The sequence below is a fragment of the Streptomyces sp. 1114.5 genome (genome assembly GCF_003635085.1).
In the GTDB taxonomy this organism is placed as follows: Bacteria; Actinomycetota; Actinomycetes; order Streptomycetales; family Streptomycetaceae; genus Kitasatospora.
In genome coordinates this window covers 2,924,926-2,946,620 of record NZ_RBXE01000001.1, presented here as the reverse complement: position 1 = coordinate 2,946,620, position 21,695 = coordinate 2,924,926, and the positions used below count along the sequence as shown (strand labels likewise).

The window sequence follows — 21,695 nt, the reverse complement described above, 5'->3', positions numbered from 1 at the left end:
CGGCCGTTCCGGGCCGGGCGCCTGGGCCGCCCGCCGAGGCACACCCCTCACAACGGGCCCTCTCCTGACGTCAGGGGAGGGCCCGAAGCACGAGAAGAAGCAACAGCGAGGCAATCTAGGCGTTCTTGGGGCCGGCCGACTGGACGACCTCGAAGGACCAGAGGGTGGAGCCGGAGGCAGCCGGGCGCTTGGGCGCCTCGCCGTCGCCGCCGTTCTGGTGGGCCGACTTCATCGGGCCCTCCATCCAGGCCTTGAAGTCCTCCTCGCTGCGCCAACGGGTGTAGACCAGGTACTGGTCGGTGCCCTCGACCGGGCGGAGGAGTTCGAACCACTCGAAGCCGTCCGAGTTCTCCACCGCGCCGGCGCGGGAGGCGAAGCGCTGCTCCAGCACCTCGCGCTGCTCGGCCGGGACCGTCAGTACGTTGATCTTGACGACGGACATGCCGCTCCTTGTCGATTTCGCCGGGGTCCGCGTGCGGGCCGTCGGCTCGGTCATTGTCAGCAGTGTCCTACACCTCACGCCGGCGGGTTCAGCCGATCCACGGCGGGAGGAGGCGCTGGGCGTCGCGGGGGGCGAGGGTGCAGGCGTCCTCGGGGGTGCGGGCGTCGGGGTTGTAGGCGTGGGAGGGGGAGGTGGAGGCGACGACGGCGGTGAAGCCTTCGGTGGTGGCGATGCGTCGGGCGGCGTCGGCGGGGAGGACGAGGGTGTCGCCGGCGGAGAGGGTGAGGGTCTCGCCGGCGAGGGCGACGGTGGCGGAGCCGGTGAGGAGGGTCCAGATCTGTTCGGCGTCCATGGCGTGCAGCGGCCCCTGGGCGTGCGGCCGCATCTCGACCTGCCACATCGCCAGGGTGGTGGTGCCCTGGGTGGGCGAGCCGAGGGTGGTCATGACGGCGTTCGGGGTCTCGGTGCGGCGGGCTTCGGATCGGTGGATCACGGGCATGGCGAAGGAACCCCCTAAGATGGACAATGAAGTTGTCTATATGGTCAATGAGGTTGTCTATCGTGTCAAGCGAATCCACCGAACCCGCCCCGCCGGGCTTCGAGCTGCCGCTGCGCCTGCTGCTCGCCTTCCGGACGATCATCGACGAACTGCACGAGCGCATCGCCCGCGAAGGCCACCCCGACCTGCGCCCGATGCACGGCTTCGTCTTCCAGGCGATCGGGCCGCAGGGCACCACCGCCGTCGAACTCGGCCGCCGACTCGGCGTCTCCAAGCAGGCGGCCGGCAAAACCGTCGAGAGCCTGGAGCAGCTCGGCTACGTCGAGCGCGGCAGCGACCCGGCCGACGCGCGCCGCAAGGTGGTCCGGCTCACCGACCGGGGCGTGGACTGCCTGGTCCGCTCGGCGCGGATCTTCGACGAGCTGCGCGCCGAGTGGTCGGCGGCCCTCGGCGAGGAGCAGCTGCGTCAGGTGGAGGACGGGCTGCGCCGGCTCGCCCCCGGCGACCCGTTCCGCCTCGACACGCCCCGCTGGTTCGGCACGCCCTGAGGCCCGGGAGCGCGCAACTGCCGTGGCAGCGTCAGGACTCGGGGAGGCCTCGGACCGCGAGGTTCTGGTTCTTGTACGCCGGGACGCCGGTGATCTCGGCGCCGAACCAGTCCGGCGGGGTGAAGGCCTCCGCCGCCTCCTCCGAGCCGAACTCGACCTCGGCGGTGAGCAGTCCGGCCAACTCGCCCCGGTAAACGTCGACATCGACGGTGACGCCGGCCGACTCGACGGTGTACCGGTCCTTGACCAGCCGGGCGCCGGCCGTGGCCGGCCAGAGCTCGTCGAACTCCCGCTCCCCGAGCTCGCGTTCCACCTCGACGCGGACGGGTGCGGCTCCCGCCGTGGCGCGTTTGACGCCGAGGACGCAGCTGTCGCCGATCCGCCGCAGCCGCACCTCCGTCCCGTCGTCCTTGATCGCTATGTAGCCCTGCTCGATCCGTCGCCGCACCGCCGTCTCCGGCGGCGTGAAGGCGGTCAGCAGGAACTTGCGCTCGATTTCGAGTGGCATGCCGCACCTTTCCTTCCCGAGCTGCCCAGCGACCTGGTGATATCGCGACGATACGCCGATGCGCCTCACTGATACGCCACTTGGGGACGGTCAGAACGACCGCCCCTCGCTCCGGTACGGCGGCTCCGGTCCGACCGGGTCGGGCCGGTCCCTCCGGTCGGCGCACAGGGTGGAGCTGAGCCTGGTGAGCAGTTCGGCGAGATCGGCGTACTGCTTCTCGTCCCAGTCGCCCAGCAGGTCGGCGAGTTGGGTGCGCCGGGCGGCAACCAGCCGGAGCGCCGCCTCCTCCCCCGGTTCGGTGAGCCGCAGCGGCAGCCCGCCGGTGCGCGCGGCCAGTCCCCGGCTCTCCACCTCCCGGACGGCTTGCTCGATGACGGCGATCGGGACGATCCGTCGCTCGGCCAGCTCCGCCGGCTCGACCGAGCCGTGCTGGTGCATCTGCAGCAGCAGCCAGCTGGAGGCGGGCAGCAGGTCGAGGCCGGCGGTGGCGGTGATCCGCCGGAAGAGGTCGCGCCGGGCATCGCGGGTGCTCAGCACCGAGAGTGCGCGGGCGATCTCGTCCAGGGAGCTGCGCTCGACCGGGTTGAGTCCGATGGACTCGCTCAGGTCCGGCGCGGTCACGGTGGAGCGCAGTTTCTGCTCGCGCAGGAAGAGCGACAGGATGAAGGCGACCACGGCGACGGGCACCGCGTAGAGGAAGACGCGGGTGATCGACTCGGCGTAGGCGTGGTAGACGCCGGCCTGGACGGCGGCCGGCAGCCGGGAGATGACCCGCGGGTCGGAGGTGATGGCGTCGGGCTGGAACCCGGGCGGCAGCGGCACCCCCGCCAGGGCGTCGGCGAGCCGGTCCCGCAGCCCGCTCGCGAAGATCGTCCCGAAGATGGAGACGCCGAAGGCGGCCCCGATGGAGCGGAAGAAGGTGGCACCCGCGGTGGCCACGCCGAGGTCCTGGTAACCGACCGAGTTCTGCACGATCAGCACCAGCACCTGCATCACCAGGCCCAGCCCGAGGCCGAAGACCAGGAAGTAGCAGCTCGTCTCGGCGGTGCTGCTGTGCTCGTCCAGCCGGGACAGCAGCAGCAGTCCGACGGTCGTCACCGCCGTCCCGGCGATCGGGAAGACGCGGTAGTGGCCGGTGCGGGCGACGATCTGGCCGGAGCCGATCGAGGTGAGCAGCATGCCGAGCACCATCGGCAGCATGTGGATGCCGGACATGGTCGGCGAGACCTGCATGACCACCTGGAGGAAGGTCGGCAGGTAGGTGAGTGCGCCGAACATCGCGAAGCCGATCACGAAGGAGATCACCGCGACCAGGCTGAAGGTCCGTGAGCGGAACAGGCGCAGCGGCAGAACGGGCTCCGCGGCGGTGCGTTCGACCAGGACGAAGGCGAGCAGCAGCACCAGCCCGAGCACGCCGAGGCCGACGATCTGCCAGGAGCTCCAGGCCCAGGTGGTGCCGCCGAGCGAGGTCATCAGCACCAGGCAGGTGGCGACCGCGGCGATCAGGGCGGTGCCGAGGTAGTCGATCCGGTGCTCGCGCCGCACCTCCGTCCCGTGCAGCACTGCCGCGATCACCAGCAGGGCGACGACGCCGACCGGCAGGTTGACGTAGAAGACCCAGCGCCAGCTGAGGTGGTCGACGAACAGCCCGCCGAGCAGCGGCCCGAGCACGCTGGTGACGCCGAACACCGCGCCGAACAGGCCCTGGTAGCGGCCGCGGTCCCGGGGCGGGACGAGGTCGCCGACGATCGCCTGGGAGAGCACCATCAGCCCGCCGCCGCCCAGGCCCTGCAGTGCCCGGAAGGCGATCAACTCGCCCATGTTCTGGGCGATTCCGCACAGCACCGAGCCGATCAGGAAGATCACGATGGCGGCCTGGAAGAACCGCTTCCGGCCGTACATGTCGCCGAGCTTGCCCCAGAGCGGCGTCGCGGCCGTGGAGGCCAGCAGGTAGGCGGTGACCACCCAGGAGAGGTGGTCGAGGCCGCCGAGGTCGCTGACGATGGTGGGCAGCGCGGTGGAGACGATGGTCTGGTCGAGGGCCGCGAGCAGCATCGCCAGCAGCAGGGCGCCGATCGGCACCCACAGGTCGGGGACGGCTGCGGCCGGCGGACCGGGCTCGCCCGCCGGGCTCCGGTCGGACGCGGCGAGCGGATCCGTCATGGCGTCTCCAGAGGATCTCGGGGGCAAGGGGCGGGTCCGGAGGGTCGCGGGCCCCCGGGCTGGCGGGTCCGGGCGGATGATCACTCCCAGCTCACCATGCTGGCAGATTCGCCCCGATTTGTTCCGCCTGATTGAGCCGAACGTAGCCGAACGTCAGCGGCTGCGTCAGAGGCGACGTCAGCAGCAGCGCCAGAGGCAACGTCAGCAGCGGGGACGTCCGGGGCCTGCGGACCGTTCTCGGAGGGGCCAACCGGCATCAACCGCCACAACACCCCCGCCCGGGACCGGACGCCCCTGTCCCCCCTCCGGGCCGTCCTGCATAATCAGGCGCGATCGTGCGGCCCGGGCCCCGCCCCGAAGCGCGGGCGACCCCGCAAGACCGCCGCAGGATCACCCGCAAGACCGCCCGCGAGACCGACGCGAAATCGAGGAGGACCGGCCGATGCCGGACCAGCACTGCCCGACGTGCGGCACCGCACGCTCAACCGGGTGCGGCTGCGTCCCGGATCCGAGCCTCATCGAGACCGCCGTCCTCCCCCATGCCGAGGGCCCGCCGCTGGTCCGCCCGTACGTCCCGCAGACCGCCGACCAGGTGGCCGAGGAGCTGCCGGCGGACGGCCCGGTCGTGGACCCGTTCGCGACCACGGTGCTGCCCCCGGTCGCCCCGGGGCAGCCGGGCGCGCCCGCCGGGCCGGTCACCCCTCCGCTGGGGCCGGACGCGGACGCGTACGCGACCACCGTGCTGCCGCCCGTCCCGACGGGGCGCGCCCCGCTGGGGCCGGACGCCGACGCCTACGCCACCACCGTGCTGCCGCCGGTGCCGCCCACCGGGCACGGGCACGAGGGAGGGCACGGGCAAGGGGAACGGCAGGACGACGAGCTCGGTTTCTTCCCCTTCGCCAACGCCCCGGCCGCTCCCGGCTTCGGACCCGGGCTCGACGCCGGAGTCGAACCGGAGGCCGGCGGCCGGGCCGCGCGCCGGGCCGCCGAGCAGGCCGCGAGGAACCCGCTCGCCCAGCGCAAGGGCCTGCTCGCGGGGGTGGGCGCCGCGCTGGTGGCGCTCACCATCGGCGTCGCGTACGCGGTGACGCCCTCCGCCGGGCCGGACGCCAAGCAGGCGCTGCCGCTGCCGACCACCACCCTGGCGCCCGCGCCGGTGGATCCGACCGTGGCGCCCGCCGTGACCACGGCGGCCCCGACCTCCGAGGCACCGAGCCCGACCGCGACGCCCACCCGCAAGCCGACACCGACGAAGACGGCCACGCCGACGCCGACCCCCACCGCGACGCCGACGCCCACCCCGGTCCAGACGCCGACGCCGACCCCCACCCCGACCCCGACGCCCACCCCGACGCCGACGACCACCGCCCGCGTGCTGCAGCTCGGGATGAACGGTCCGGACGTCAAGGACCTGCAGCAGCGCCTGTACGTCGCCGAGTGCGGATTCGTCGACAAGTCGATCGTCACCGGCACCTTCGACTACTGGACCCGGTCGGTGCTCAGCAGCTACCAGAAGGAGAACCGGATCAAGGGCGAGGACGGCGTCTACGGCCCCAAAACCCAGGCCGTCCTCGCCGCCGACCCGGGCTGCTGACCGGCCCCGGACCGGGATCCCGGCCACCCGCACCCCCGGACCCGCTGACGGGCGGCGCCCCGCCCGTCAGCCGGTGATCGCCCCGAAGATGCTGACGCCCGCCAGCACCACCATGATCGCCGCCGCCACCCGGATGATCAGCTTCATCGGCACGTACTTGAGCAGCTTCTGGCCGCCCACGATGGCCACCCCGCCGACCGCGCAGAGCGCCAGCCAGGAGCCGATGCCGACGGCCAGCGGATCGGCGTACTTGGCGGCCAGGTTGGCGGTCATGATCTGGGTCAGGTCGCCGAACTCGGCGATCGCGACGACCACGAAGCTGGCCCCGGCCACCTTCCAGAAGCTGTTCGAGGACGGCTCCTTGGCGGCGTGCTCGTCCTCGTCCCCGCCGCCGTGGAACAGCAGCATCGCGGCGCCGGCCAGGAAGAGCAGGCCGGTGACGCCCTCCACCCAGCGGTGCGGGAGCAGCGAGAGCAGGTGCCCGGCGACCAGTGCGATGCCCACCTGGAGGGCGAAGGCGGCGGCGATGCCCGCGAAGACGTAGCTCGCCCGGTACTTGGTGCCCAGCACCAGACTGGCCAGCGCGGTCTTGTCCGGCAGTTCGGCCAGGAAGATGATGCCGAAGGTCAACGCGGCGACGGTCAAACTCATCAGAAGGGTTCCTCGGTCGGGCTGCCCGGCCTCCGCAGCTCCGTCAGGGGACGCTTCGGCCCGACAGCACTGGTCATGGTCACAGCACTGCGGCCGAAGGTCTCGCCGGCAACGCTCTTCGAGCGGTGCCCCGGGCGCCGGGCCCCTGGGGGCCAGTATGTCGACGGTCCGGTGGAGGGCTACTCCCCTTCAACGCCCCCAAGGGTACCCGACCCCGCCGACTGCCCCGGAGCCCACAGCCCTCGACCGAAGCCCCGGAGCCCGCAGCCCTCAGCCCTCGCCCACCGCCACCGCCGTCACCCGGCCCCGGCCGACCAGTTCCAGCACCACCACGATCGCCACCGATTCCACCGCCAGCAACCCGACCAGCACGAACAGCTGCACCGCCCCCGCCTGGACGGGCGAGGCCCCGCCGAGCAGCATCCCGACGAAGGCCCCGGGCAGGGTGACCAGGCCGACCGTCCGGGTCTGGTCCAGCGCCGGGACCAGCGAGGTCGCCGCGGCCGTACGGCAGATCTCCAGCCGCGCCTCGCGCTCCTCGAAGCCGAGCGCCAGCGCCGCCTCCACCTCGCCGCGCCGCTGCCGCAGCTCGTCCAGGGCGCGCCGGCCGGCCAGCGAGGTCGCGGTGAGCGCGCCGCCGATCAGGATGCCCGCGACCGGGATGACGGACAGCCCCTTCGGCGGCAGCAGTCCGACGCCCAGCAGCAGGGCCAGCACCGGCAGCACCCCGGCGCCGATCGGGGCGGCCGCCCAGACCCAGCCGGGCCCGGGGGTCATCCGCCGCCCGGCTGTGCGCACCGCGACGACGAACATCACCAGCACGAACAGCGCCGACCACCAGAGCGAGCCGACCACCCAGGTGATCACCGCGGCGACCCCGGCCAGCTGCACCACGGCCCGCAGCCCGGCCCGCAGCACCGCGTGCCCGTGGCCGAGCAGGCCCCGCCCGGCGACGGCGACGGCGGCCACCAGCAGGACGGCGGTGACCACCCCGAGCACCGGGGTGACCGGCAGCAGCTGACCGCCGGAGGCCGCCAGGGCGGGCCCTGGCGCCATCAGATCCAGCTGGTGAACCACATCCGGTCCTGCCAGGACGACATCGGGATCACCTCCGCCGTGTACAGCGGATAGAAGAAGGCGAAGCACCCGACGATCGCCAGCACGACGGCCCCGGCCCCGATCGCGCCGATCCGGCGGCGCCGGGGGCTGCAGCCGGGCGGGCCGACCATCGCGCCCAGCATCTGGGCGACGGCCAGGCACAGGAACGGCACCAGCACGACCATGTAGAAGGAGAAGATCGTCCGTTCCTGGTAGCGGAACCAGGGCAGGTAGATCCCGGCCACCGCGCAGAGCACCGCACCGGAGCGCCAGTCCCGCCGGAAGAACCAGCGCCACAGCAGGTAGGCCAGCGCGAAGCAGGCCGCCCACCACAGGAACGGGGTGCCCAGGCCGAGGATCTGCGCCGAGCAGCCGCCGGAGGAGGTGCAGCCGCGCGCCCCCTCGGGGACCTGCTCCCAGTACATGGAGACCGGGCGGCCGTCGACCAGCCAGGCGAAGGGGTTGGACTGGTAGGTGTGCGGGGTGCTCAGGCCGGTGTTGAAGTCGTACATCTGCGAGTGGTAGTGCCACAGGCTGCGCAGCGCCGCGGGCACCCAGCTCATCGACACCTGCGGCAGCGGGATGCCGAGGAAGCTGTCCGGGGAGAGCCCGGCGCGGCCGTCGGCCCAGTGCCGGTCGTACCCGCCGTCACCGACCCCGCCGCTGGCCAGCCAGCCTCCCCAGGCGCCGACGTACACCACCAGGGCGGAGCCGGCCATCGCGAAGAAGGCGGGGACGGCGTCCCGGCGCAGCATGGAGCGCCAGGGGTGGCGGGCGCCGGCCGCGCGGCGGCCGGACTGGTCCCACAGGACGGTGAGGACGCCGAAGGCGGCGAGGATCGGCGCGCCGTTCCACTTGACCGCGCAGGCGGCGCCGAGGAACACCCCGGCGGCGATCCGCCAGGGGCGCGCGCCGAGCCGTACGCGGTCGCCGTCCATCGCCTGCGCCAGCCGGGCGCGGGCGTGGTCGCGGTCGATCAGCAGGCTGCCGAAGGCGGCGAGCACGAAGAACATCTGGATGCCGTCGAGCAGGCCGATCCGGCTCATCACCAGCTGCAGGCCGTCCACCGACATCAGCAGCGCGGCGGTGCAGCCGACCAGCGTGGAGCCGAAGAGGCGGCGGCCGATCCGGGCCAGCATCAGCACGGTGACGGTGCCGAGCAGGGCGGTCATGAACCGCCAGCCGAAGGGATGCAGGCCGAACAGCTGCTCGCCGATCGCCATCACCCATTTGCCGAGTGGCGGGTGGGCGATGAACTCGGGGGCGGAGCCGAGCGGGATAGCCTGCGGGACGGCCAGGATGTCGGCGTTGGCGTGGTCGGGCCAGGAGCCCTCGTAGCCCTGCTGCAGCAGCGACCAGGCGTCCTTGGGGTAGTACGTCTCGTCGAAGACGAAGGCGTTGGGGTAGCCGAGGTGCCAGAACCGCAGCAGGCCGGCGAAGAGCGCGACGCCGATCGGCCCGAGCCAGCCGGAGCGGTCGGCCGCCCAGCGGACCAGGCCGCCGCGGGGGGCCGGTGCGGGGGCGGCGGGGGTCGGGGCCGCCGGGGGGTGCGTGAGCGCCGCTTGCGTCATAGCCTGCCGAATCGCCTGTCTGCTCGCTGCCCGGGCCGGCCGGTGCGGCCGGATCCGGGCGGTCAACAGCCACTGACACTATGTGGCGGTGCTCGCGAAGCCAAGCGCGACGGGCGCCGACCAGGTGACCTGGTCGGCGCCCGTTCCGAACGCTCGTACGCGCGCTTCGGCTGTGTGCCCTTCGGCTGCCCTCCGCCGCGGGGCGGTCTGCTACGCGGCGGTCTGCAGCTCGCGGACCGGGACGGCGTGGACCACGGCCGGTGCGGCGTTGTCCTGCTCCGGCGTGAGGTGCCGGCGCAGCCGCAGCGCCAGGGTGACGACCAGCAGCGTGGAGCCGGCCATCGCCGCCAGGTAGAGCGGCCAGGTGCCGGAGCCGACCAGCAGCACGCCGACGGCCGGGCCGACCGCGATCGCGATCTGCTTCACCAGGGCGTACCCGGCGTTGTAGGTGCCGAGCAGCCGGGCCGGGGCGAGGTCGGCCACCATCGGGCCCATGGTGGGGGCGAGCAGCGACTCGCCGACGCCGAACAGGGCGTAGATCGAGACGATGGCGACCGTGGCGGCCATGGTCTCGGTCCGGATCAGGCCGGCCAGCAGGGCCATCGCCCAGGCGCCGAGCCAGACCAGGCCGGCCGCGGCCATCGCGGTGGTGCGGCGGCGGCGCGCGGTGATCCGCACCATGAACATCTGCAGGACCACGATGGTGAGCGCGTTGGCGCCGATCGCGAAGCCCAGGGTGGAGGGGGCGGTGCCGACGGTGTCGGTGGCGAAGGCCGCGACGCCGGACTCGAACTGGCCGTAGCAGGTGAAGAAGATCAGCCCGGCGAGCAGGCAGAGCCGCAGCATCGCCTTGTCGGCGACCAGCGCGCGCAGGCCGGTCGGGCCGTCGCTCCTGCCGTGGACGGCGGTCAGCACGACCTTGGGCATCCGGGCGGTGCCGGTGACCAGGGCCAGGCCGAGGAAGGTCGCCGCCTCGATGGTGAACAGCCTGGTCAGGCTGGCCGGGTCGGAGACGTCCACGATCTGCCCGCCGACCAGCGCACCGATGCCCATGCCCAGGTTGACCAGGGTGAACTGCAGCGCGAAGGCGTGCGAGCGGGTCGCCGCCGTGGAGCAGCGGACGATCATCGTGGCGAGCGCCGGCTGGCAGGTGGTGACACCCGCACCGAACAGGAAGGAGGAGACCAGCAGGGCCGGGGTGCCGGTGGCGTGACCGAAGGCGAACGCGCCGGTGGCGGCGAGCGCCGCGCCGGCCAGCAGCACCGGGCGGGGGCCGTACCTGTCGATGCCGCGCCCGGTGAACGGGAGGACGGCGAGGGCCGCCAGCGCGAAGACGGTGAAGACCATCCCGGCCGCCAGCGAACCCAGCCCGCGCACCTGGTCCACGTACACGAACATGTACGGCATCGTGAACCCGCTGCCGAACGCGCTGAGCGCGTTGCCGATCTGGACGCGGCGCAGCGGGCCGCCCGCCCCGCGTCGCTGCTGCCTCTGCTGCTTCACCGTGCCGGTCACCGTGCACATCCCTTCCTGGTTTCGACTGGACAGTCTTGAGCCTCACACTCTTGAGACCCACACTCTTAAGTCCAGAAGATTTCAGAGCTAAAGTTTGACGAGATAAAGTCTTAGCACCGGAAGAGTGCGGAGTCAAAGGCTTAAGGCGTGCACCCTCGTGCGACACTGGTCCGCATGACTACGGACAAGCCCGTGCCGGCCACCCCCCTGGAGTTCGGCATCGCCGAGCAGGTGGCCCTCTACCAGCGGGAATTCCCCACCGTGGACCCCCAGGTGGAGACCATCGTGCAGACCCTCAACCGGGTCTCCCGACGGATGGGCGTGGCGTACGACCGGCAGCTGACTGTGCTCGGAATCACCTCCGCCGAGTGGGAGGTGCTCAAGGCCCTGGTGGTCGCCGGCAGCCCCTACCGGCTGGGGCCGGGCGAGCTGGCCAAGCGGCTCGGGCTCACCCCGGCGGCGATGACGCACCGGATCGACCGGATGGTGGCCGACGGCCTGGTCACCCGGGATCGGGACGAGTCCAACCGGGTGCGGGTGATCATCGAGCTGACCGAGACCGGCCGCGACAAGTGGCTCGAATCGATGCGGATGGCGGCCGTCTTCGAGGAGGGGCTGCTCCAGGACATCACCGGCGAGGAGCGCACCGCACTCTCCGGCCTGCTGGCCCGGATGCTGCGCCGGATCGAGGAGAGCCGCCCCGACACCCCCGCACGCACCACCGACCTGGGCTAGCGGCGCGGGGCTTTCGAGGCCTCGGAGCCGCGGGGCCTCGGAGCCTCGGGGCCCTCGGGCCGAACAGGCCCGGAAAACGGTCGAGTCCGGCCCGCCGGGGGACTCCCCCCGGCGGGCCGGACTCATGACATCAGGTGGTGCAAGGGGCCGTCGGGCCTCCGGTGCTGCGGGGTGTCAGCAGGGCCCGTTGTCGGCCCAGACGCCCCACTGGCCGCTCAGGGTCGGGTCCTCGCCCTTGGTCCACCACTTGTTGGTGTAGTAGTGGCCCTTCCAGGAGACCTTGGTGCCGCCGGCCGCGTAGGTGGTGTTCGGGTCCCAGCTCGGGGCGGCCGAGCAGGTGGCCGGCGTGGTCGGGGTGCCGGTCGGGGTGCCCGTGGGGGTTCCGGTCGGGGTGCCCGTCGGCGTACCGGTGGGGGTGCCGGTCGGGGTCTGGGTCGGGGTCGGCGTGCCGGTGGGCGGGGCCGGGCAGCCGGCGGCGGAGCCGTTGGTGGCGGTCACCATCGTGTCGAACAGGGCGGTCCTGGTCCCCAGGTCGTACAGCGAGAAGGCGAACGACCCGCCGAGGCCGTTGCAGTGCGCGTAGTCGAGCTTGGCCTGGATCGACTTGGCGTCCTCACCGCTCCAGAAGGTGTTGCCGTCGTAGAAGTAGGTGGCCTTGGCGGCGTCGTCCCAGAAGGTCTTGGACGGGTTGTCGACGAAGCCCGCGAGCTCCTTGTACATCTGGATGCCGGGGACGTTGCCGGACATCGCCGCGCCGGCCGCCGGGCTGGCGGCTGGCTGGAACAGGCCGTGCTGGCCGTTGTCCTTCACGCCGGTCCAGCCGCGGTAGTAGAACGGCACACCCATGTTGATCTTGTTGGCGGGGAAGCCGCCGGGGATGCCGTACTGCGCGTCGCCGACCGTCCACGCCTTGACGGCGTTGTCGATCGAGTACTTGCCGTTGCCCGGCTTGGCCGGGGTCGACGGGTCGTTCGGGCCGGAGTAGAGCGGGGCCTGGTGGTTGGTCGGGCCCTGCGCGTCCCAGCCGCCGTGCATGTCGTAGGTCATGACGTCGAGGAAGGTCAGGTACTGACCGATCTTGTCGGTCTCGACGTTCATGATCTTGTCCTGGCCGGCGCCGACCGCCGCCGACAGGGCGTAGGTCTTGTTGTCGGCCTTGCCCTGCGCGTCCAGCTGGGTGCGGAACTCCTTCAGCAGGGCCGTGAAGTTCTGCTTGTCGGCCGGGCTGGAGAGGTTGCCGGTGTGGCCACCGCCGCCCGGGTACTCCCAGTCGATGTCGATGCCGTCGAAGACGCCCGCCCCCGAGCCCGGGCCGCCGAAGCCGGCGTCGGACGGGAGGTTGCCCTTGATGAACATGTCGAGGCAGGACGAGACCAGGTGCTTGCGCGAGGCGTCCGTGGCGGCCGCCGCCGAGAAGTACTTGGAGTAGGTCCAACCACCCAGCGAGAGCAGGACCTTGAGGTTCGGGTTCTTCGCCTTCAGCTTCTTCAGCTGGTTGAAGTTGCCCGCGATCGGCTGGTTCCAGACGTCGCCGACGCCGTCGACCGAGATGTCCGCGCCGAAGCTCTTCTGGTAGTCGGCGAACGCGTCGCCCGCTCCGTCGCCGGCGTTGGGGTTGTTGTCGTTGGTGTCGGCGGCCTTGGTGGCCTCGAAGCAGCCGAGGTCGGTCGGGTGGATGTTGGCGAAGTCGTAGATCAGGTAGTCCAGCTTCCCGGCCACGCCGGTGTCCTGGATCGTCTTGGGGTAGTACGCGTTCGCGTAGACCGACCACTGGTCGAAGTAGGCGACCTTGATGCCGCCGCTGGTCGCGGGCGCGCCGGTGCTGTTGGTGGTCGCGGCGTTGGCCGCGGCGCCGCCGGACAGCGCGAGGCCCGCGCCGAGCAGCAGGGAGGCGGTGGTGCCGGCCGCGATGGCGGCCAGGCTCTTGGGGCGGCGTCGACAGCCGCCCTGCGGAGCCGGCGTCCCGGCCCTTTCAATGCGTGAGCGCAGCATGGGTGCATGACTCCTGGTTGTGGGGGATTCCGGTCGGCCCGCGGGGTGTGCGTCCGGGGTGGGGCCGGACGACCGGGACATGACAGGAAAGGGTGGGGAATCGAGCGGGATCAGGCCATGACGGACACCGGGATGTGCCGAACCGGCGCCCGCGGCACGAGGCCGTTGACGCCGGTTCAGGGGCTCCCTGCACCTGGGCAATAAAAATGGACTAGACCAACTCGCCCGTCAAGGGGTCCCGTTGGGCCTTGAGTCCCGCTTAAGGTTCGACCCCGCTCGACGCCCCCGCTCGACGCCCCGCTCGACGCCCGCGCCAAGGCGCCCGCCGAGCTGCGCCCCGGCTCCCCGGTGGCTGCGCCTCAGTAGCGGATGGCGTTGGCGACCTCGGCCTTGACCGTGCCGGAGAGTTCCCGGTTGCTCCGCGCGGTGGCCTGGGCGCTCTGCCCGGCGGCCACGTCCTGGACGGTCACCGCGGTCGCGTCGAGCACCTTGCCCGACTCGTCGGTGAAGTTCAGCTGGATCACGTACCGGTACGACTGCTGGCCGTGGTTGGTGACGGTCAACTGCACCAGCGCCTTGCCGTCCACGCCGGTGGTCACCGGCCCGGCGGTGACGTCGGCCTTCGCGTCCAGCCCACCCTTGATCCCGGCCACGGCCGAGGAGGCCGCCGACACCGCCGCCGAGGCCTGCGCCTCCACCGAGGCGATCGCCGAGGACGCCCCGCCGGCCACCGAGGCCAGCGCGGAGGCGGCCGAGGCGGCGGCGCTCGCGCCCTTCGCCGCCGCGGACGCCGCCTCGGAGGCCACACTGCTCGCACTCTTGCCCGAGGAACAGCCCGCCAGCACCGCCGCACCGAGCACCGCACCGGCCACCGATGCGACCAACACCCGTGCTACAGGCTGCCGTTGACCGCGCAGCGGCGGCGCGCCCAGGTCCTGCGCGGTGACTCTCGACGGGGTCCGGGGGGTGGCCCGGGTGAGCGGCTGGCGGTCCATGCGATCCCTCGTTCACGGTCGGCGTTTCCGGTCGGCGCCGGGCTGCCCGGCACGCCTCCCGCCCACCCTCCGCGGGCCCGGGGGCGGCCGCCAGCAGGGCTGCTGCCTCCGGGTGAGCGGGCCCCTCGGTGCTGCGCTCAGGACAGCCCCGAGCCCTCCTGCTCGTCCGCCTCCACGGCGGCCCGCTCCTCGCGCAGCCGCACCAGGTGCCGGCGCCGCGCCACCACGCCGTACGCCGCCGCCGCGCTCCCCACGAAGGACAGCAGGCCGACCCACGACCGGTCGAAGACATGGCCGGTCAGGTGGTCCAGCGAGTACCGCCCGGGCCCGGCCAGGCCGATCGCCAGCCCGGCCGCGCCGAGGAAGGCCGGGTACTCGTAGCCGCCGGACATCGCGAAGAAGCCGGCCGGGGCGTGCACCGCCACCGCGCCCGCCATCGTCCCGGCCACCACCGCCCCGGCCGCGGGCGTGGCCAGCCCGGCCACCAGCAGCGCGCCGCCGCCCGCCTCGCCGACACCGGCTGCGATCGCGCTCTGCCGGGCCGGGTGGAAGCCCATGTGGTCCATCGCCTGGGTGGTGGCATCCAGGCCGCCGCCCCCGAACCAGCCGAACAGCTTCTGGGTGCCGTGCGCGATCAGCACCCCGCCGACCGCGCTGCGCAGGGCCAACAGGCCCAGGTCCTTACGGTTCAGGCACATGTCGCATCCTCGTTTCCGCGGCGGAGTGGTCGCTGCCCGGTGGCAGTCCTGTCTCCATGGCACCCGAGGGCGCGCACCCGTTCGAGCCGGAGCCCGCCATCCGGGCGAATCCGCAGACAGCCGGGAATGCCCCGCCGAACGGGGTCCACGGGCGCGCCGGGGAGATCCACGCCACGCCCGGCCGCGGGGCGTGGCGGCCCGGCCGCCACCGGCGCCGCGGTCATGCTTGGCCCATGTTCGTCTTCAACCTGAGCAGCGCGTTCATCACCTTCTTCGCCGTGGTCGGCCCGCCGAAGACGCTGCTGGCCTTCGCCCGGCTGGCCCCCACCCGCAGCACCCGGGAGCTGCGGCGGCTGGCGGCGTGGAGCACGGCCATCTCGGCGGTGATCGGCCTGGTGCTCGGCTTCTCGGCGGACGAGGTCAGCACGCTCTTCCACATCAGCGACCAGTCGCTGCAGCTCGCGGGCGGGCTGATCTTCTTCGTGTACGCGGTCGCGCTGGTCTTCGGCGTGCACCTCGGCGGCGCGGACGAGGACGACGAGCACCTGCCGAACCCGTTGGTCGACGGCATCCGCGAGCTGCTGCTGCCGTACATCGCCAGCCCGCTCGCGGTGAGCGCCGTCCTGGTCGCCTCGCTCCTGCGGGACGACTGGGCCTGGAAGGCCACCGTCGCCGGGGCGTACGTCTCCGTGACGGTGATCAACTACTTCTGCGTGGCCCTGCTCGCGCCGATCATGCAGCGCACCCACCGCACCTCGCTGGAGGTGCTGTCCCGGCTGCTCGGGCTGCTGCTGGCGGCGGTCGGCGTGGAGCTGGTCCTGGCCGGCCTGGCCGGGCTCGGGGTGCACCTGCCCGCGGCGCACTGACCCGCCCGAAGCGCCCGGCCCGCCCGACCCACCTGGCCCGCCGACCCACCGGTACGTCAGGCGGCGGCCAGCTCGGCCAGCACCGCGCCGATCCGCTCGCGCACCAGCGGGTCGGCGACCAGCCCGTCCGGGCCGACCGCCCCGCGCTCCAGCGGGATCCGCACGCAGGCCGCGTCCACCACCGCCGCGCCGGTGTAGCCGAGGACGGTGCGCAGGGTCGCCTCGGCGCCGCCGCCGCGGCCCGGCCCGGCGGCGTTGATCCAGGCGGTGGGCTTGTCCGAGATCTCGACCCCGCCGACCGTCCAGTCCAGCAGGTTCTTGAACGAGCCAGGCAGCGTTCCGGCGTACTCGGGGGTGCAGACCAGCAGCGCGTCGGCCGCCTCGATCGCGGCCCGCAGGGCGACCACCGGCTCCGGCAGCGGGTCGGTGTCGTGGTCGGGGTTGAAGTGCGGCAGCCCGGCCAGCCCGGTGTAGTACGTGGTCCGCAGGCCCGGGGTGGCGGCGGCCACGACGGCCGCGGTGCGCAGCACCGTCTCGTTGGCGGAGCCGGCCCGCAGGCTCCCCGGCAGCAGCAGGATGTGGCACTCGTTCGACATGCCGAGGAACCTACTCCTTGACGTCAACGTCAAGGCCAACATCAAGGCCGACGTCAGGACCACCGGCCGCCACCGCCACCACCCAAACCCGCGGGTCAGCGCGGCGCGAGCGGCCGCCACGGCACCGGGCTGGAGAGGATCATCGAGCTGGCCGGCTGGCCGTAGCCGCCGAGCCGGTCGCACAGCGCCTCGAACTCGGCCATCGTCGCCACCGCGACCAGCAGCACGCAGCAGGCGCCGCCGGTGACCCGGTGCAGCTGGAGCACCTCCGGCCAGGTCGCCACCTCCGGATCGCGCAGTACGCAGCGCGGGCCGTAGCACTGGATCTGCACCAGCGCGGTGATCGGCAGCCCGGACCGGGTGGGGTCCACGTGGGCGTGGTAGCCGCTGATCACGCCCTCGGCCTCCAGCCGGCGGACCCGTTCGGCCACCGCGGGTGCGGACAGGCTCACCCGGCGGGAGAGTTCGTTGTACGAGAGCCGGGCGTCGGCCTGCAGCTCGGCCAGCAGGCGGCGGTCGACGGCGTCCATGGCGACTCCCCGGGTGGTCGGGATCAAGGGTTTTCCATTCGTAAAGCGAATCGGCCGAACGCCTCGCGAACGACAGCTCCACGGGCGGTTGCGGTGCCCGTCGACCATTCAAGCGGGGGGCTCCACCGCCGCACAATGGGCACCCCGGTGGAATCAGGCAGTCCGTCTGGTTCACCGGAGCGGGCGACGGGGCCCGGACGGATCAGGAGGCATCGGGATGGGGCACGACACGGTGGAGACACCCAACCTGTCGTTCGGTCGGGATGGGGTGCCGGGTCGGAGCACTCCGTACGCCCAGTACGTGCGCCTGGAGGAGCTGCACGACCTGCAGCACCCGCGCAGCAAGGAGCCCGCCGAGCTGTCGTTCATCATCACCACCCAGGTGATGGAACTGCTCTTCGACCTGCTACGGCACGAGTGGACGCTCGCCCGGCAGGCGCTGCGCGAGGACGACCTGCCCGCCGCCCTGGCCGCGCTGCGCCGGGGCACCCACGCCCAGGACGTCCTGGTCGACTCCTGGGACCTGCTGGCCACCATGACGCCGCAGGAGTTCAACTCCTTCCGCGCGCTGTTCGGCGAGGCCTCCGGCTTCCAGTCCGCGGCCTTCCTGCACCTGGAGTTCGTGCTCGGCAACAAGAACGCCGCGCTGCTGGGGATGTACGAGGGGATGCCGCGGACGCGCGAGGAGCTGGTCGACGCGCTGCGCTCCCCCGGCCTCTACGACGAGGTGCTGGCACTGCTGGCGCGGCGCGGCCTGGGCCCGCTCCCGGAACCGTCGGAGCAGCGCTACCGCCCGTCCGAGGAGGTTGCGGCGGCGTGGCGGCGGGTGTACACCGAGCCGGAGTTCGCCGCGCTGCAGCCGCTCGGCGAGGCCCTGCTGGACGTCGCCGAGCGGGTCACCCGCTGGCGCCAGCGGCACCTGTCCGCGGTCAAGCGGACCATGGGCGGCAAGCCCGGCTCGGGCGGCTCCAGCGGGCTGACCTGGCTGCGCAAGTCGGCCGAGCAGGACGTCTTCCCGGAGCTGTGGACGATCCGGGACGAGCTGTGAACGAGGGGAACGACGTGGCGGGCGCGGGAACGGACGCGGGAACGGACGAAGGGACGGTCACGGGGATGAGCGCAGGAACGGGCGCACGGATGGGCGCGACCACGCGCGAGGAGTGCGCGGCGCTGGACGCCGTCGATCCGCTGGCGGCGTTCCGCAAGGAGTTCGCCCTGCCGGACGGGGTGATCTACCTGGACGGCAACTCGCTGGGCGCGCTGCCGGTGCGCACGCCCGAGCGGGTGCGCCAGGTGGTCGAGGAGGAGTGGGGCCGGGAGCTGATCCGCAGCTGGAACGACGCCGGCTGGTTCGAGCAGCCCTACCGGCTGGGACGGCGGATCGCGCCGCTGATCGGGGCCGATCCGGCGGAGGTGGTCGTCTGCGACACCACCTCGGTGAACCTGTTCAAGGTGCTGTCGGCCGCGCTGCGGCTGCGCCCGGGCCGGCGCACGCTGCTCGGCGACGCCGAGGCCTTCCCGACCGACCTGTACATCGCCGAGGGCGTGGCCGGTCTGGTCGAGGGGGCGCGCAGCGTGCTGGTCCGGCCGGAGGAGCTGGACCGGCACCTGGACGGGGACGTCGCCGCGGTCGTCCTCTCGCACGTGGACTACCGCACCGGAGAGCTGCTGGACATGCCCGGGATCACCGCCCGGGTGCAGGCCGCGGGCGCGCTGATGATCTGGGACGTGTGCCACGCGGTGGGCGCGCTGCCGGTCGAACTCGGCGCCTCGAACGCGGACTTCGCGATCGGCTGCACCTACAAGTACCTCAACGGCGGCCCCGGTTCGCCGGCCTTCCTGTACGTCGCCGAGCGGCACCTGGCGGCCGGTCCGCTGCAGCCGCTGAGCGGCTGGTTCGGCCACGCCCGCCCGTTCGCCTTCGAGCCCGGGTACGACCCGAAGCCGGGCATCGGCCGCTTCCTGACCAGCTCGCCCTCACTGCTCGGCCAGGCGGCCCTCGACACCTCGCTGGACCTCTGGGAGCGGGTCGACCTCGCGGCGGTGCGGGCGAAGAGCCTGGCGCTGACCGATCTGTTCATCGCGCTGACCGAGGGCCTGGACGGCATCGAGGTGGTGACCCCGCGCGAGCACGCCCGACGCGGCAGCCAGGTCGCGCTGCGGCACACCGACGGCTACCCGGTGGTCCAGGCGCTGATCGAGCGCGGGGTGATCGGGGACTTCCGCGCGCCGGACCTGATGCGCTTCGGCTTCACGCCGCTCTACCTCTCCTACACCGAGGTCTGGGATGCCGCCCGGCAGCTGGCCGAGGTGCTGGAGAGCGGCGAGTGGCGGGCGGAACGCTTCTCCCGCCGGGGCGCGGTGACGTAGCGCACCCTACGTGACCGAGCTCATGGTCGAGTGAACGTTCGACCGCCATCACGCCGGGGAATCCCCCCACTCGACCGGCACTTGACTGCCAGTCAGACCAAGGGGAGGTTGCGCGTGAACATCGAACTCGGTCCGCTCAAGCCCGATCCCTCCATCCTGACCCTCGGCCTGGCCCAGCTCTTCCTGATGATGTGGGCCCTCGGCAGCGGCCTGCTCCCGCGCATCGAGCGGGTGCGGGCCGCACGGTGGGACGCGACCGAAGGCCGTACCGAACGCGCGGAGGCGGTCCGCGCCGAGGCCGAGGTCGTCCGGGACGCCGCACTGCGGGAGATCGGCGCGGCCCGGCACAAAGCGGCCCGGATCCGCGAGGAGTACGCCCAGCGGGGCGCGGCGGCGATCGCGGCGGCCCGCTCGGACGGCCTGCACGCCCGGGAAGCCCTGCTCGCCACCAGCCACGCGCGGATCGCCGCCGACCGCGCCGCAGCCGCCGACCGGCTCCGGCAGGACGTCGGCGAGCTGGCCGTCGCCCTGGCCGGCCGGGTGGTCGGCGAACCGGTGGACACCGTCGCCGCCCACCGCCGCACGGTGGACCGCTACCTCTCGGAGAACCGGCCTTCCTAGGCCTGGCCCCAGGACGTGCCCAGGCCGCCCGGTCGGGTCGACGCGGGCGGCCTGGGTCGTGGGTCAGCCGTGGCGGCCGCGGCGGCGGGCGGCCATCGCGGCCAGGCCACCGAGACCGAGCAGGCCGACGCCTGCCAGGCCGAAGACCACCGGGGCGTTGCCCGCACCCGTGGAGGGCAACTCACCGCTGCCACCCGGGTGGTGGCTGGCGGAGTTGTGCCCGGTCGGGTGCTCCGTCGGGTGGTGGCTGGTCGGATCCGCACTCGACGTCGACGGCTTCGGGCTGTGGCCGGTGCGGGTCGGGCTCGGCGAGGTCGGCGACGGCGACGTAGGGCTCGGAGACGTCGGCGACGGAGAGGTGGGGCTGGGCTTCGTCGGGCTCGGAGACGTCGGCGACGGCGAAGTCGGGGACGGAGACGTCGGGGAGGGAGAGGTGGGGCTGGGCGACGTCGGACTCGGCGACGTCGGACTCGGCGACGTCGGCGAGGGCGAGGAGGACGTCGGCGACGGACTCGGCGTCACCGTGCACTCCGGCAGGTCCCCGTCGAACGGGTAGCTGTGGATCTCGTAGCCGCCCGTCCCGGTGTGGATCAGATTGCCCGCCAGGTACACCCGCCCGTTCATGCCCGCTTGGGCGATGGTCGTGGTCCCGCCCGGGTTGCCGGCCAGGACCGAGCCCTGGAACTGCGCGCTGCCGAGGATCTGGGCCGAAGTCGCGGTCGGGAAGTTGTACATCAGCTTCGACCGCATGGCGGTGGTCTGGTCCCCGGCCAGACCGGTGCCCGTGTAGGTGTTGATGATCGGACTGTCACCGAGCATGTTCACCACGACGGTGGCGCCGGCCGGGATGTTGTTGAAGACCAGGCCGATCTGCCCGCCGGTGGGCGAAGTGAGGTTCCCGGTGACGTTGAAGACCTGCTTCATGCTGGTCCCGTCTCCGGTGAAGGTGGCCTGGCTGGAGGAGATGTCGACCGTTCCGGTCGCGGCGGCCCGCCCGACGCAGTCGGAGACCTCCTCGATCTGGGTCAGCACCGTCTGGTACGGCGCGGCCGCGTTCGGGTCCTGGATCGACTGGCCGGTGGGGTCGATGTTGACGGTGCCGGTGACGCTGCCCGCGTGGCGCAGGTTGCCGAAGGCCGGGCCGTGGGAGTCGCTGCCGCCGATCAGGATCCGGTTGCCGGTCTTGACGTCGACGCTGCCGCCGGTGGTCACGAAGTCGCTGCCGTTGGGCGGCACGACGCGGGAGCCGACACCGACGACGCCCATGTTGTAGACCCCGCCGCCGTTCTTGTCGACGGTCAGGTTCCCCAGCGTGACGATCTTTCCCTCGGCCTCGGCGGCGCGGCCGTTCACGGTGTAGTCGCCGCCGGTGAAGACGTTGATGGTGGAGTCCCGGCCGGTGAAGTCACCGTTGTTCGGCGGCGGCCAGGTGGCGGGGCAGTCGGGTCCGGTGCAGGCGCCCAACGGCGGCGCCAGCGGGGCGGCCGAGCCGACCGTCAGCACGGCGGCCAGCGGCAGCGCGGCGACGGCGGTCGCCACCGCGGCCCGGACGGCCCGGCGGCCGTGGGTGGCAGGTGTCCTCACGGCGGTCGTTCTGTGACCCGGCGAACCGGTTGCCTGACCCATCGACAATTCCTCCGCGCATGGAAAAGGGCAGGGCCGGACGGCCTGCCATGTTCTGTGATATTTGCTGACCATCCCAC

At 72.6% G+C, this 21,695-nt stretch carries 21 protein-coding genes; 7 read left to right on the top strand and 14 right to left on the bottom strand.

The window, feature by feature from the left end; genetic code table 11:
- Nucleotides 1-115: 115 nt before the first annotated feature.
- Nucleotides 116-442, bottom strand: coding sequence for an antibiotic biosynthesis monooxygenase (locus BX285_RS13030; protein WP_097238114.1), 327 nt, complete (start codon nt 440-442; stop codon nt 116-118).
- Between the two features lie 88 nt (nt 443-530).
- Complete coding sequence (locus BX285_RS13025) at nt 531-941, bottom strand: cupin domain-containing protein (RefSeq protein WP_121175216.1); 411 nt, start codon at nt 939-941, stop codon at nt 531-533.
- Nucleotides 942-1,003: 62 nt separating this feature from the next.
- Here BX285_RS13025 and BX285_RS13020 point away from each other — a divergent pair, with 62 nt between their 5' ends.
- Nucleotides 1,004-1,489, top strand: a complete 486-nt coding sequence (locus BX285_RS13020) for a MarR family winged helix-turn-helix transcriptional regulator (protein ID WP_259470512.1) — start codon at nt 1,004-1,006, stop codon at nt 1,487-1,489.
- A gap of 31 nt (nt 1,490-1,520) precedes the next feature.
- Here the strand turns inward: BX285_RS13020 and BX285_RS13015 are convergent, their stop codons facing one another.
- Together BX285_RS13015 and BX285_RS13010 are read right to left on the bottom strand one after the other, a co-directional pair.
- The gene (locus tag BX285_RS13015) at nt 1,521-1,997 is read right to left on the bottom strand and encodes a CYTH domain-containing protein (protein ID WP_097238111.1); all 477 of its coding nucleotides are present in this window, start codon (nt 1,995-1,997) and stop codon (nt 1,521-1,523) included.
- A 90-nt stretch (nt 1,998-2,087) separates the two neighbouring features.
- Nucleotides 2,088-4,160 (bottom strand): MFS transporter, encoded by a 2,073-nt coding sequence (locus BX285_RS13010; RefSeq protein ID WP_121175214.1) that lies wholly within the window; start codon nt 4,158-4,160, stop codon nt 2,088-2,090.
- Nucleotides 4,161-4,602: 442 nt separating this feature from the next.
- On the opposite strand from BX285_RS13010, the gene BX285_RS38335 reads away from it, so the two are divergent.
- Entirely contained in the window at nt 4,603-5,754 is a 1,152-nt protein-coding gene (locus BX285_RS38335) for a peptidoglycan-binding protein (RefSeq protein WP_121175213.1), read from the top strand.
- 66 nt (nt 5,755-5,820) lie between these two features.
- Here BX285_RS38335 and BX285_RS13000 read toward each other — a convergent pair whose 3' ends face one another.
- The 4 genes from BX285_RS13000 to BX285_RS12985 all read right to left on the bottom strand — a co-directional run bounded on the left by BX285_RS13000 (nt 5,821) and on the right by BX285_RS12985 (nt 10,589).
- On the bottom strand, nt 5,821-6,408 hold the full coding sequence (locus BX285_RS13000; protein WP_097238108.1) for a TMEM165/GDT1 family protein: 588 nt from the start codon (nt 6,406-6,408) through the stop codon (nt 5,821-5,823).
- A 267-nt stretch (nt 6,409-6,675) separates the two neighbouring features.
- A complete protein-coding gene (locus BX285_RS12995; protein WP_121175212.1) occupies nt 6,676-7,461 on the bottom strand; it encodes an ABC transporter permease in 786 nt (261 codons plus the stop codon).
- Nucleotides 7,461-9,074 (bottom strand): dolichyl-phosphate-mannose--protein mannosyltransferase, encoded by a 1,614-nt coding sequence (locus BX285_RS12990; protein ID WP_121175211.1) that lies wholly within the window; start codon nt 9,072-9,074, stop codon nt 7,461-7,463. The genes BX285_RS12995 and BX285_RS12990 overlap by 1 nt, the downstream gene beginning before the upstream one ends.
- A 210-nt stretch (nt 9,075-9,284) precedes the next feature.
- Entirely contained in the window at nt 9,285-10,589 is a 1,305-nt protein-coding gene (locus BX285_RS12985) for an MFS transporter (RefSeq protein WP_257032807.1), read from the bottom strand.
- 174 nt (nt 10,590-10,763) lie between these two features.
- Here BX285_RS12985 and BX285_RS12980 point away from each other — a divergent pair, with 174 nt between their 5' ends.
- On the top strand, nt 10,764-11,324 hold the full coding sequence (locus BX285_RS12980; RefSeq protein WP_097238104.1) for a MarR family winged helix-turn-helix transcriptional regulator: 561 nt from the start codon (nt 10,764-10,766) through the stop codon (nt 11,322-11,324).
- 174 nt (nt 11,325-11,498) lie between these two features.
- On the opposite strand, the gene BX285_RS12975 is transcribed toward BX285_RS12980, so the two are convergent.
- From BX285_RS12975 to BX285_RS12960, 3 genes are all read right to left on the bottom strand, one after another.
- Complete coding sequence (locus BX285_RS12975; RefSeq protein ID WP_121175210.1) at nt 11,499-13,316, bottom strand: glycosyl hydrolase family 18 protein; 1,818 nt, start codon at nt 13,314-13,316, stop codon at nt 11,499-11,501.
- Between the two features lie 359 nt (nt 13,317-13,675).
- Entirely contained in the window at nt 13,676-14,311 is a 636-nt protein-coding gene (locus BX285_RS36820; protein ID WP_147465153.1) for an FxLYD domain-containing protein, read from the bottom strand.
- Nucleotides 14,312-14,448: 137 nt separating this feature from the next.
- Nucleotides 14,449-15,009, bottom strand: coding sequence for a DoxX family protein (locus tag BX285_RS12960; protein ID WP_097238102.1), 561 nt, complete (start codon nt 15,007-15,009; stop codon nt 14,449-14,451).
- 233 nt (nt 15,010-15,242) lie between these two features.
- Between BX285_RS12960 and BX285_RS12955 the strand changes: the two genes are divergently transcribed.
- Nucleotides 15,243-15,875 (top strand): MarC family protein, encoded by a 633-nt coding sequence (locus BX285_RS12955; RefSeq protein ID WP_097238101.1) that lies wholly within the window; start codon nt 15,243-15,245, stop codon nt 15,873-15,875.
- A 56-nt stretch (nt 15,876-15,931) separates the two neighbouring features.
- Here BX285_RS12955 and BX285_RS12950 read toward each other — a convergent pair whose 3' ends face one another.
- Together BX285_RS12950 and BX285_RS12945 are read right to left on the bottom strand one after the other, a co-directional pair.
- Nucleotides 15,932-16,471, bottom strand: a complete 540-nt coding sequence (locus BX285_RS12950; RefSeq protein ID WP_097238100.1) for an NADPH-dependent FMN reductase — start codon at nt 16,469-16,471, stop codon at nt 15,932-15,934.
- 95 nt (nt 16,472-16,566) lie between these two features.
- Entirely contained in the window at nt 16,567-17,001 is a 435-nt protein-coding gene (locus tag BX285_RS12945) for an Lrp/AsnC family transcriptional regulator (protein ID WP_097238099.1), read from the bottom strand.
- A gap of 217 nt (nt 17,002-17,218) precedes the next feature.
- Between BX285_RS12945 and BX285_RS12940 the strand changes: the two genes are divergently transcribed.
- The 3 genes from BX285_RS12940 (at nt 17,219) to BX285_RS12930 (ending at nt 19,992) form a co-directional block, all read left to right on the top strand.
- Nucleotides 17,219-18,049, top strand: a complete 831-nt coding sequence (locus tag BX285_RS12940; RefSeq protein ID WP_121175207.1) for a tryptophan 2,3-dioxygenase — start codon at nt 17,219-17,221, stop codon at nt 18,047-18,049.
- Between the two features lie 65 nt (nt 18,050-18,114).
- On the top strand, nt 18,115-19,371 hold the full coding sequence (kynU, locus tag BX285_RS12935) for a kynureninase (RefSeq protein WP_259470511.1): 1,257 nt from the start codon (nt 18,115-18,117) through the stop codon (nt 19,369-19,371).
- A gap of 114 nt (nt 19,372-19,485) precedes the next feature.
- Nucleotides 19,486-19,992: a hypothetical protein gene (locus BX285_RS12930; RefSeq protein WP_259470510.1), complete on the top strand. Its 507-nt coding sequence runs from the start codon at nt 19,486-19,488 to the stop codon at nt 19,990-19,992.
- Between the two features lie 63 nt (nt 19,993-20,055).
- Here BX285_RS12930 and BX285_RS12925 read toward each other — a convergent pair whose 3' ends face one another.
- Nucleotides 20,056-21,576, bottom strand: coding sequence for a choice-of-anchor A family protein (locus BX285_RS12925; RefSeq protein WP_183107064.1), 1,521 nt, complete (start codon nt 21,574-21,576; stop codon nt 20,056-20,058).
- Nucleotides 21,577-21,695: the final 119 nt, after the last annotated feature.

What these genes read in the sequence shown, in the direction of transcription:
- BX285_RS13030 (WP_097238114.1), bottom strand. Translation starts at nt 442, where the DNA reads ATGTCCGTCGTCAAGATCAACGTACTGACGGTCCCGGCCGAGCAGCGC.
- BX285_RS12980 (WP_097238104.1), top strand. Translation starts at nt 10,764, where the DNA reads ATGACTACGGACAAGCCCGTGCCGGCCACCCCCCTGGAGTTCGGCATC.
- BX285_RS36820 (WP_147465153.1), bottom strand. Translation starts at nt 14,311, where the DNA reads ATGGACCGCCAGCCGCTCACCCGGGCCACCCCCCGGACCCCGTCGAGA.
- BX285_RS13025 (WP_121175216.1), bottom strand. Translation starts at nt 941, where the DNA reads ATGCCCGTGATCCACCGATCCGAAGCCCGCCGCACCGAGACCCCGAAC.
- BX285_RS12975 (WP_121175210.1), bottom strand. Translation starts at nt 13,316, where the DNA reads ATGCTGCGCTCACGCATTGAAAGGGCCGGGACGCCGGCTCCGCAGGGC.
- kynU (WP_259470511.1), top strand. Translation starts at nt 18,115, where the DNA reads ATGAGCGCAGGAACGGGCGCACGGATGGGCGCGACCACGCGCGAGGAG.
- BX285_RS13015 (WP_097238111.1), bottom strand. Translation starts at nt 1,997, where the DNA reads ATGCCACTCGAAATCGAGCGCAAGTTCCTGCTGACCGCCTTCACGCCG.
- BX285_RS12955 (WP_097238101.1), top strand. Translation starts at nt 15,243, where the DNA reads ATGTTCGTCTTCAACCTGAGCAGCGCGTTCATCACCTTCTTCGCCGTG.
- BX285_RS12940 (WP_121175207.1), top strand. Translation starts at nt 17,219, where the DNA reads ATGGGGCACGACACGGTGGAGACACCCAACCTGTCGTTCGGTCGGGAT.
- BX285_RS12995 (WP_121175212.1), bottom strand. Translation starts at nt 7,461, where the DNA reads ATGGCGCCAGGGCCCGCCCTGGCGGCCTCCGGCGGTCAGCTGCTGCCG.
- BX285_RS12960 (WP_097238102.1), bottom strand. Translation starts at nt 15,009, where the DNA reads ATGTGCCTGAACCGTAAGGACCTGGGCCTGTTGGCCCTGCGCAGCGCG.
- BX285_RS12945 (WP_097238099.1), bottom strand. Translation starts at nt 17,001, where the DNA reads ATGGACGCCGTCGACCGCCGCCTGCTGGCCGAGCTGCAGGCCGACGCC.
- BX285_RS38335 (WP_121175213.1), top strand. Translation starts at nt 4,603, where the DNA reads ATGCCGGACCAGCACTGCCCGACGTGCGGCACCGCACGCTCAACCGGG.
- BX285_RS13010 (WP_121175214.1), bottom strand. Translation starts at nt 4,160, where the DNA reads ATGACGGATCCGCTCGCCGCGTCCGACCGGAGCCCGGCGGGCGAGCCC.
- BX285_RS12990 (WP_121175211.1), bottom strand. Translation starts at nt 9,074, where the DNA reads ATGACGCAAGCGGCGCTCACGCACCCCCCGGCGGCCCCGACCCCCGCC.
- BX285_RS12950 (WP_097238100.1), bottom strand. Translation starts at nt 16,471, where the DNA reads ATGTCGAACGAGTGCCACATCCTGCTGCTGCCGGGGAGCCTGCGGGCC.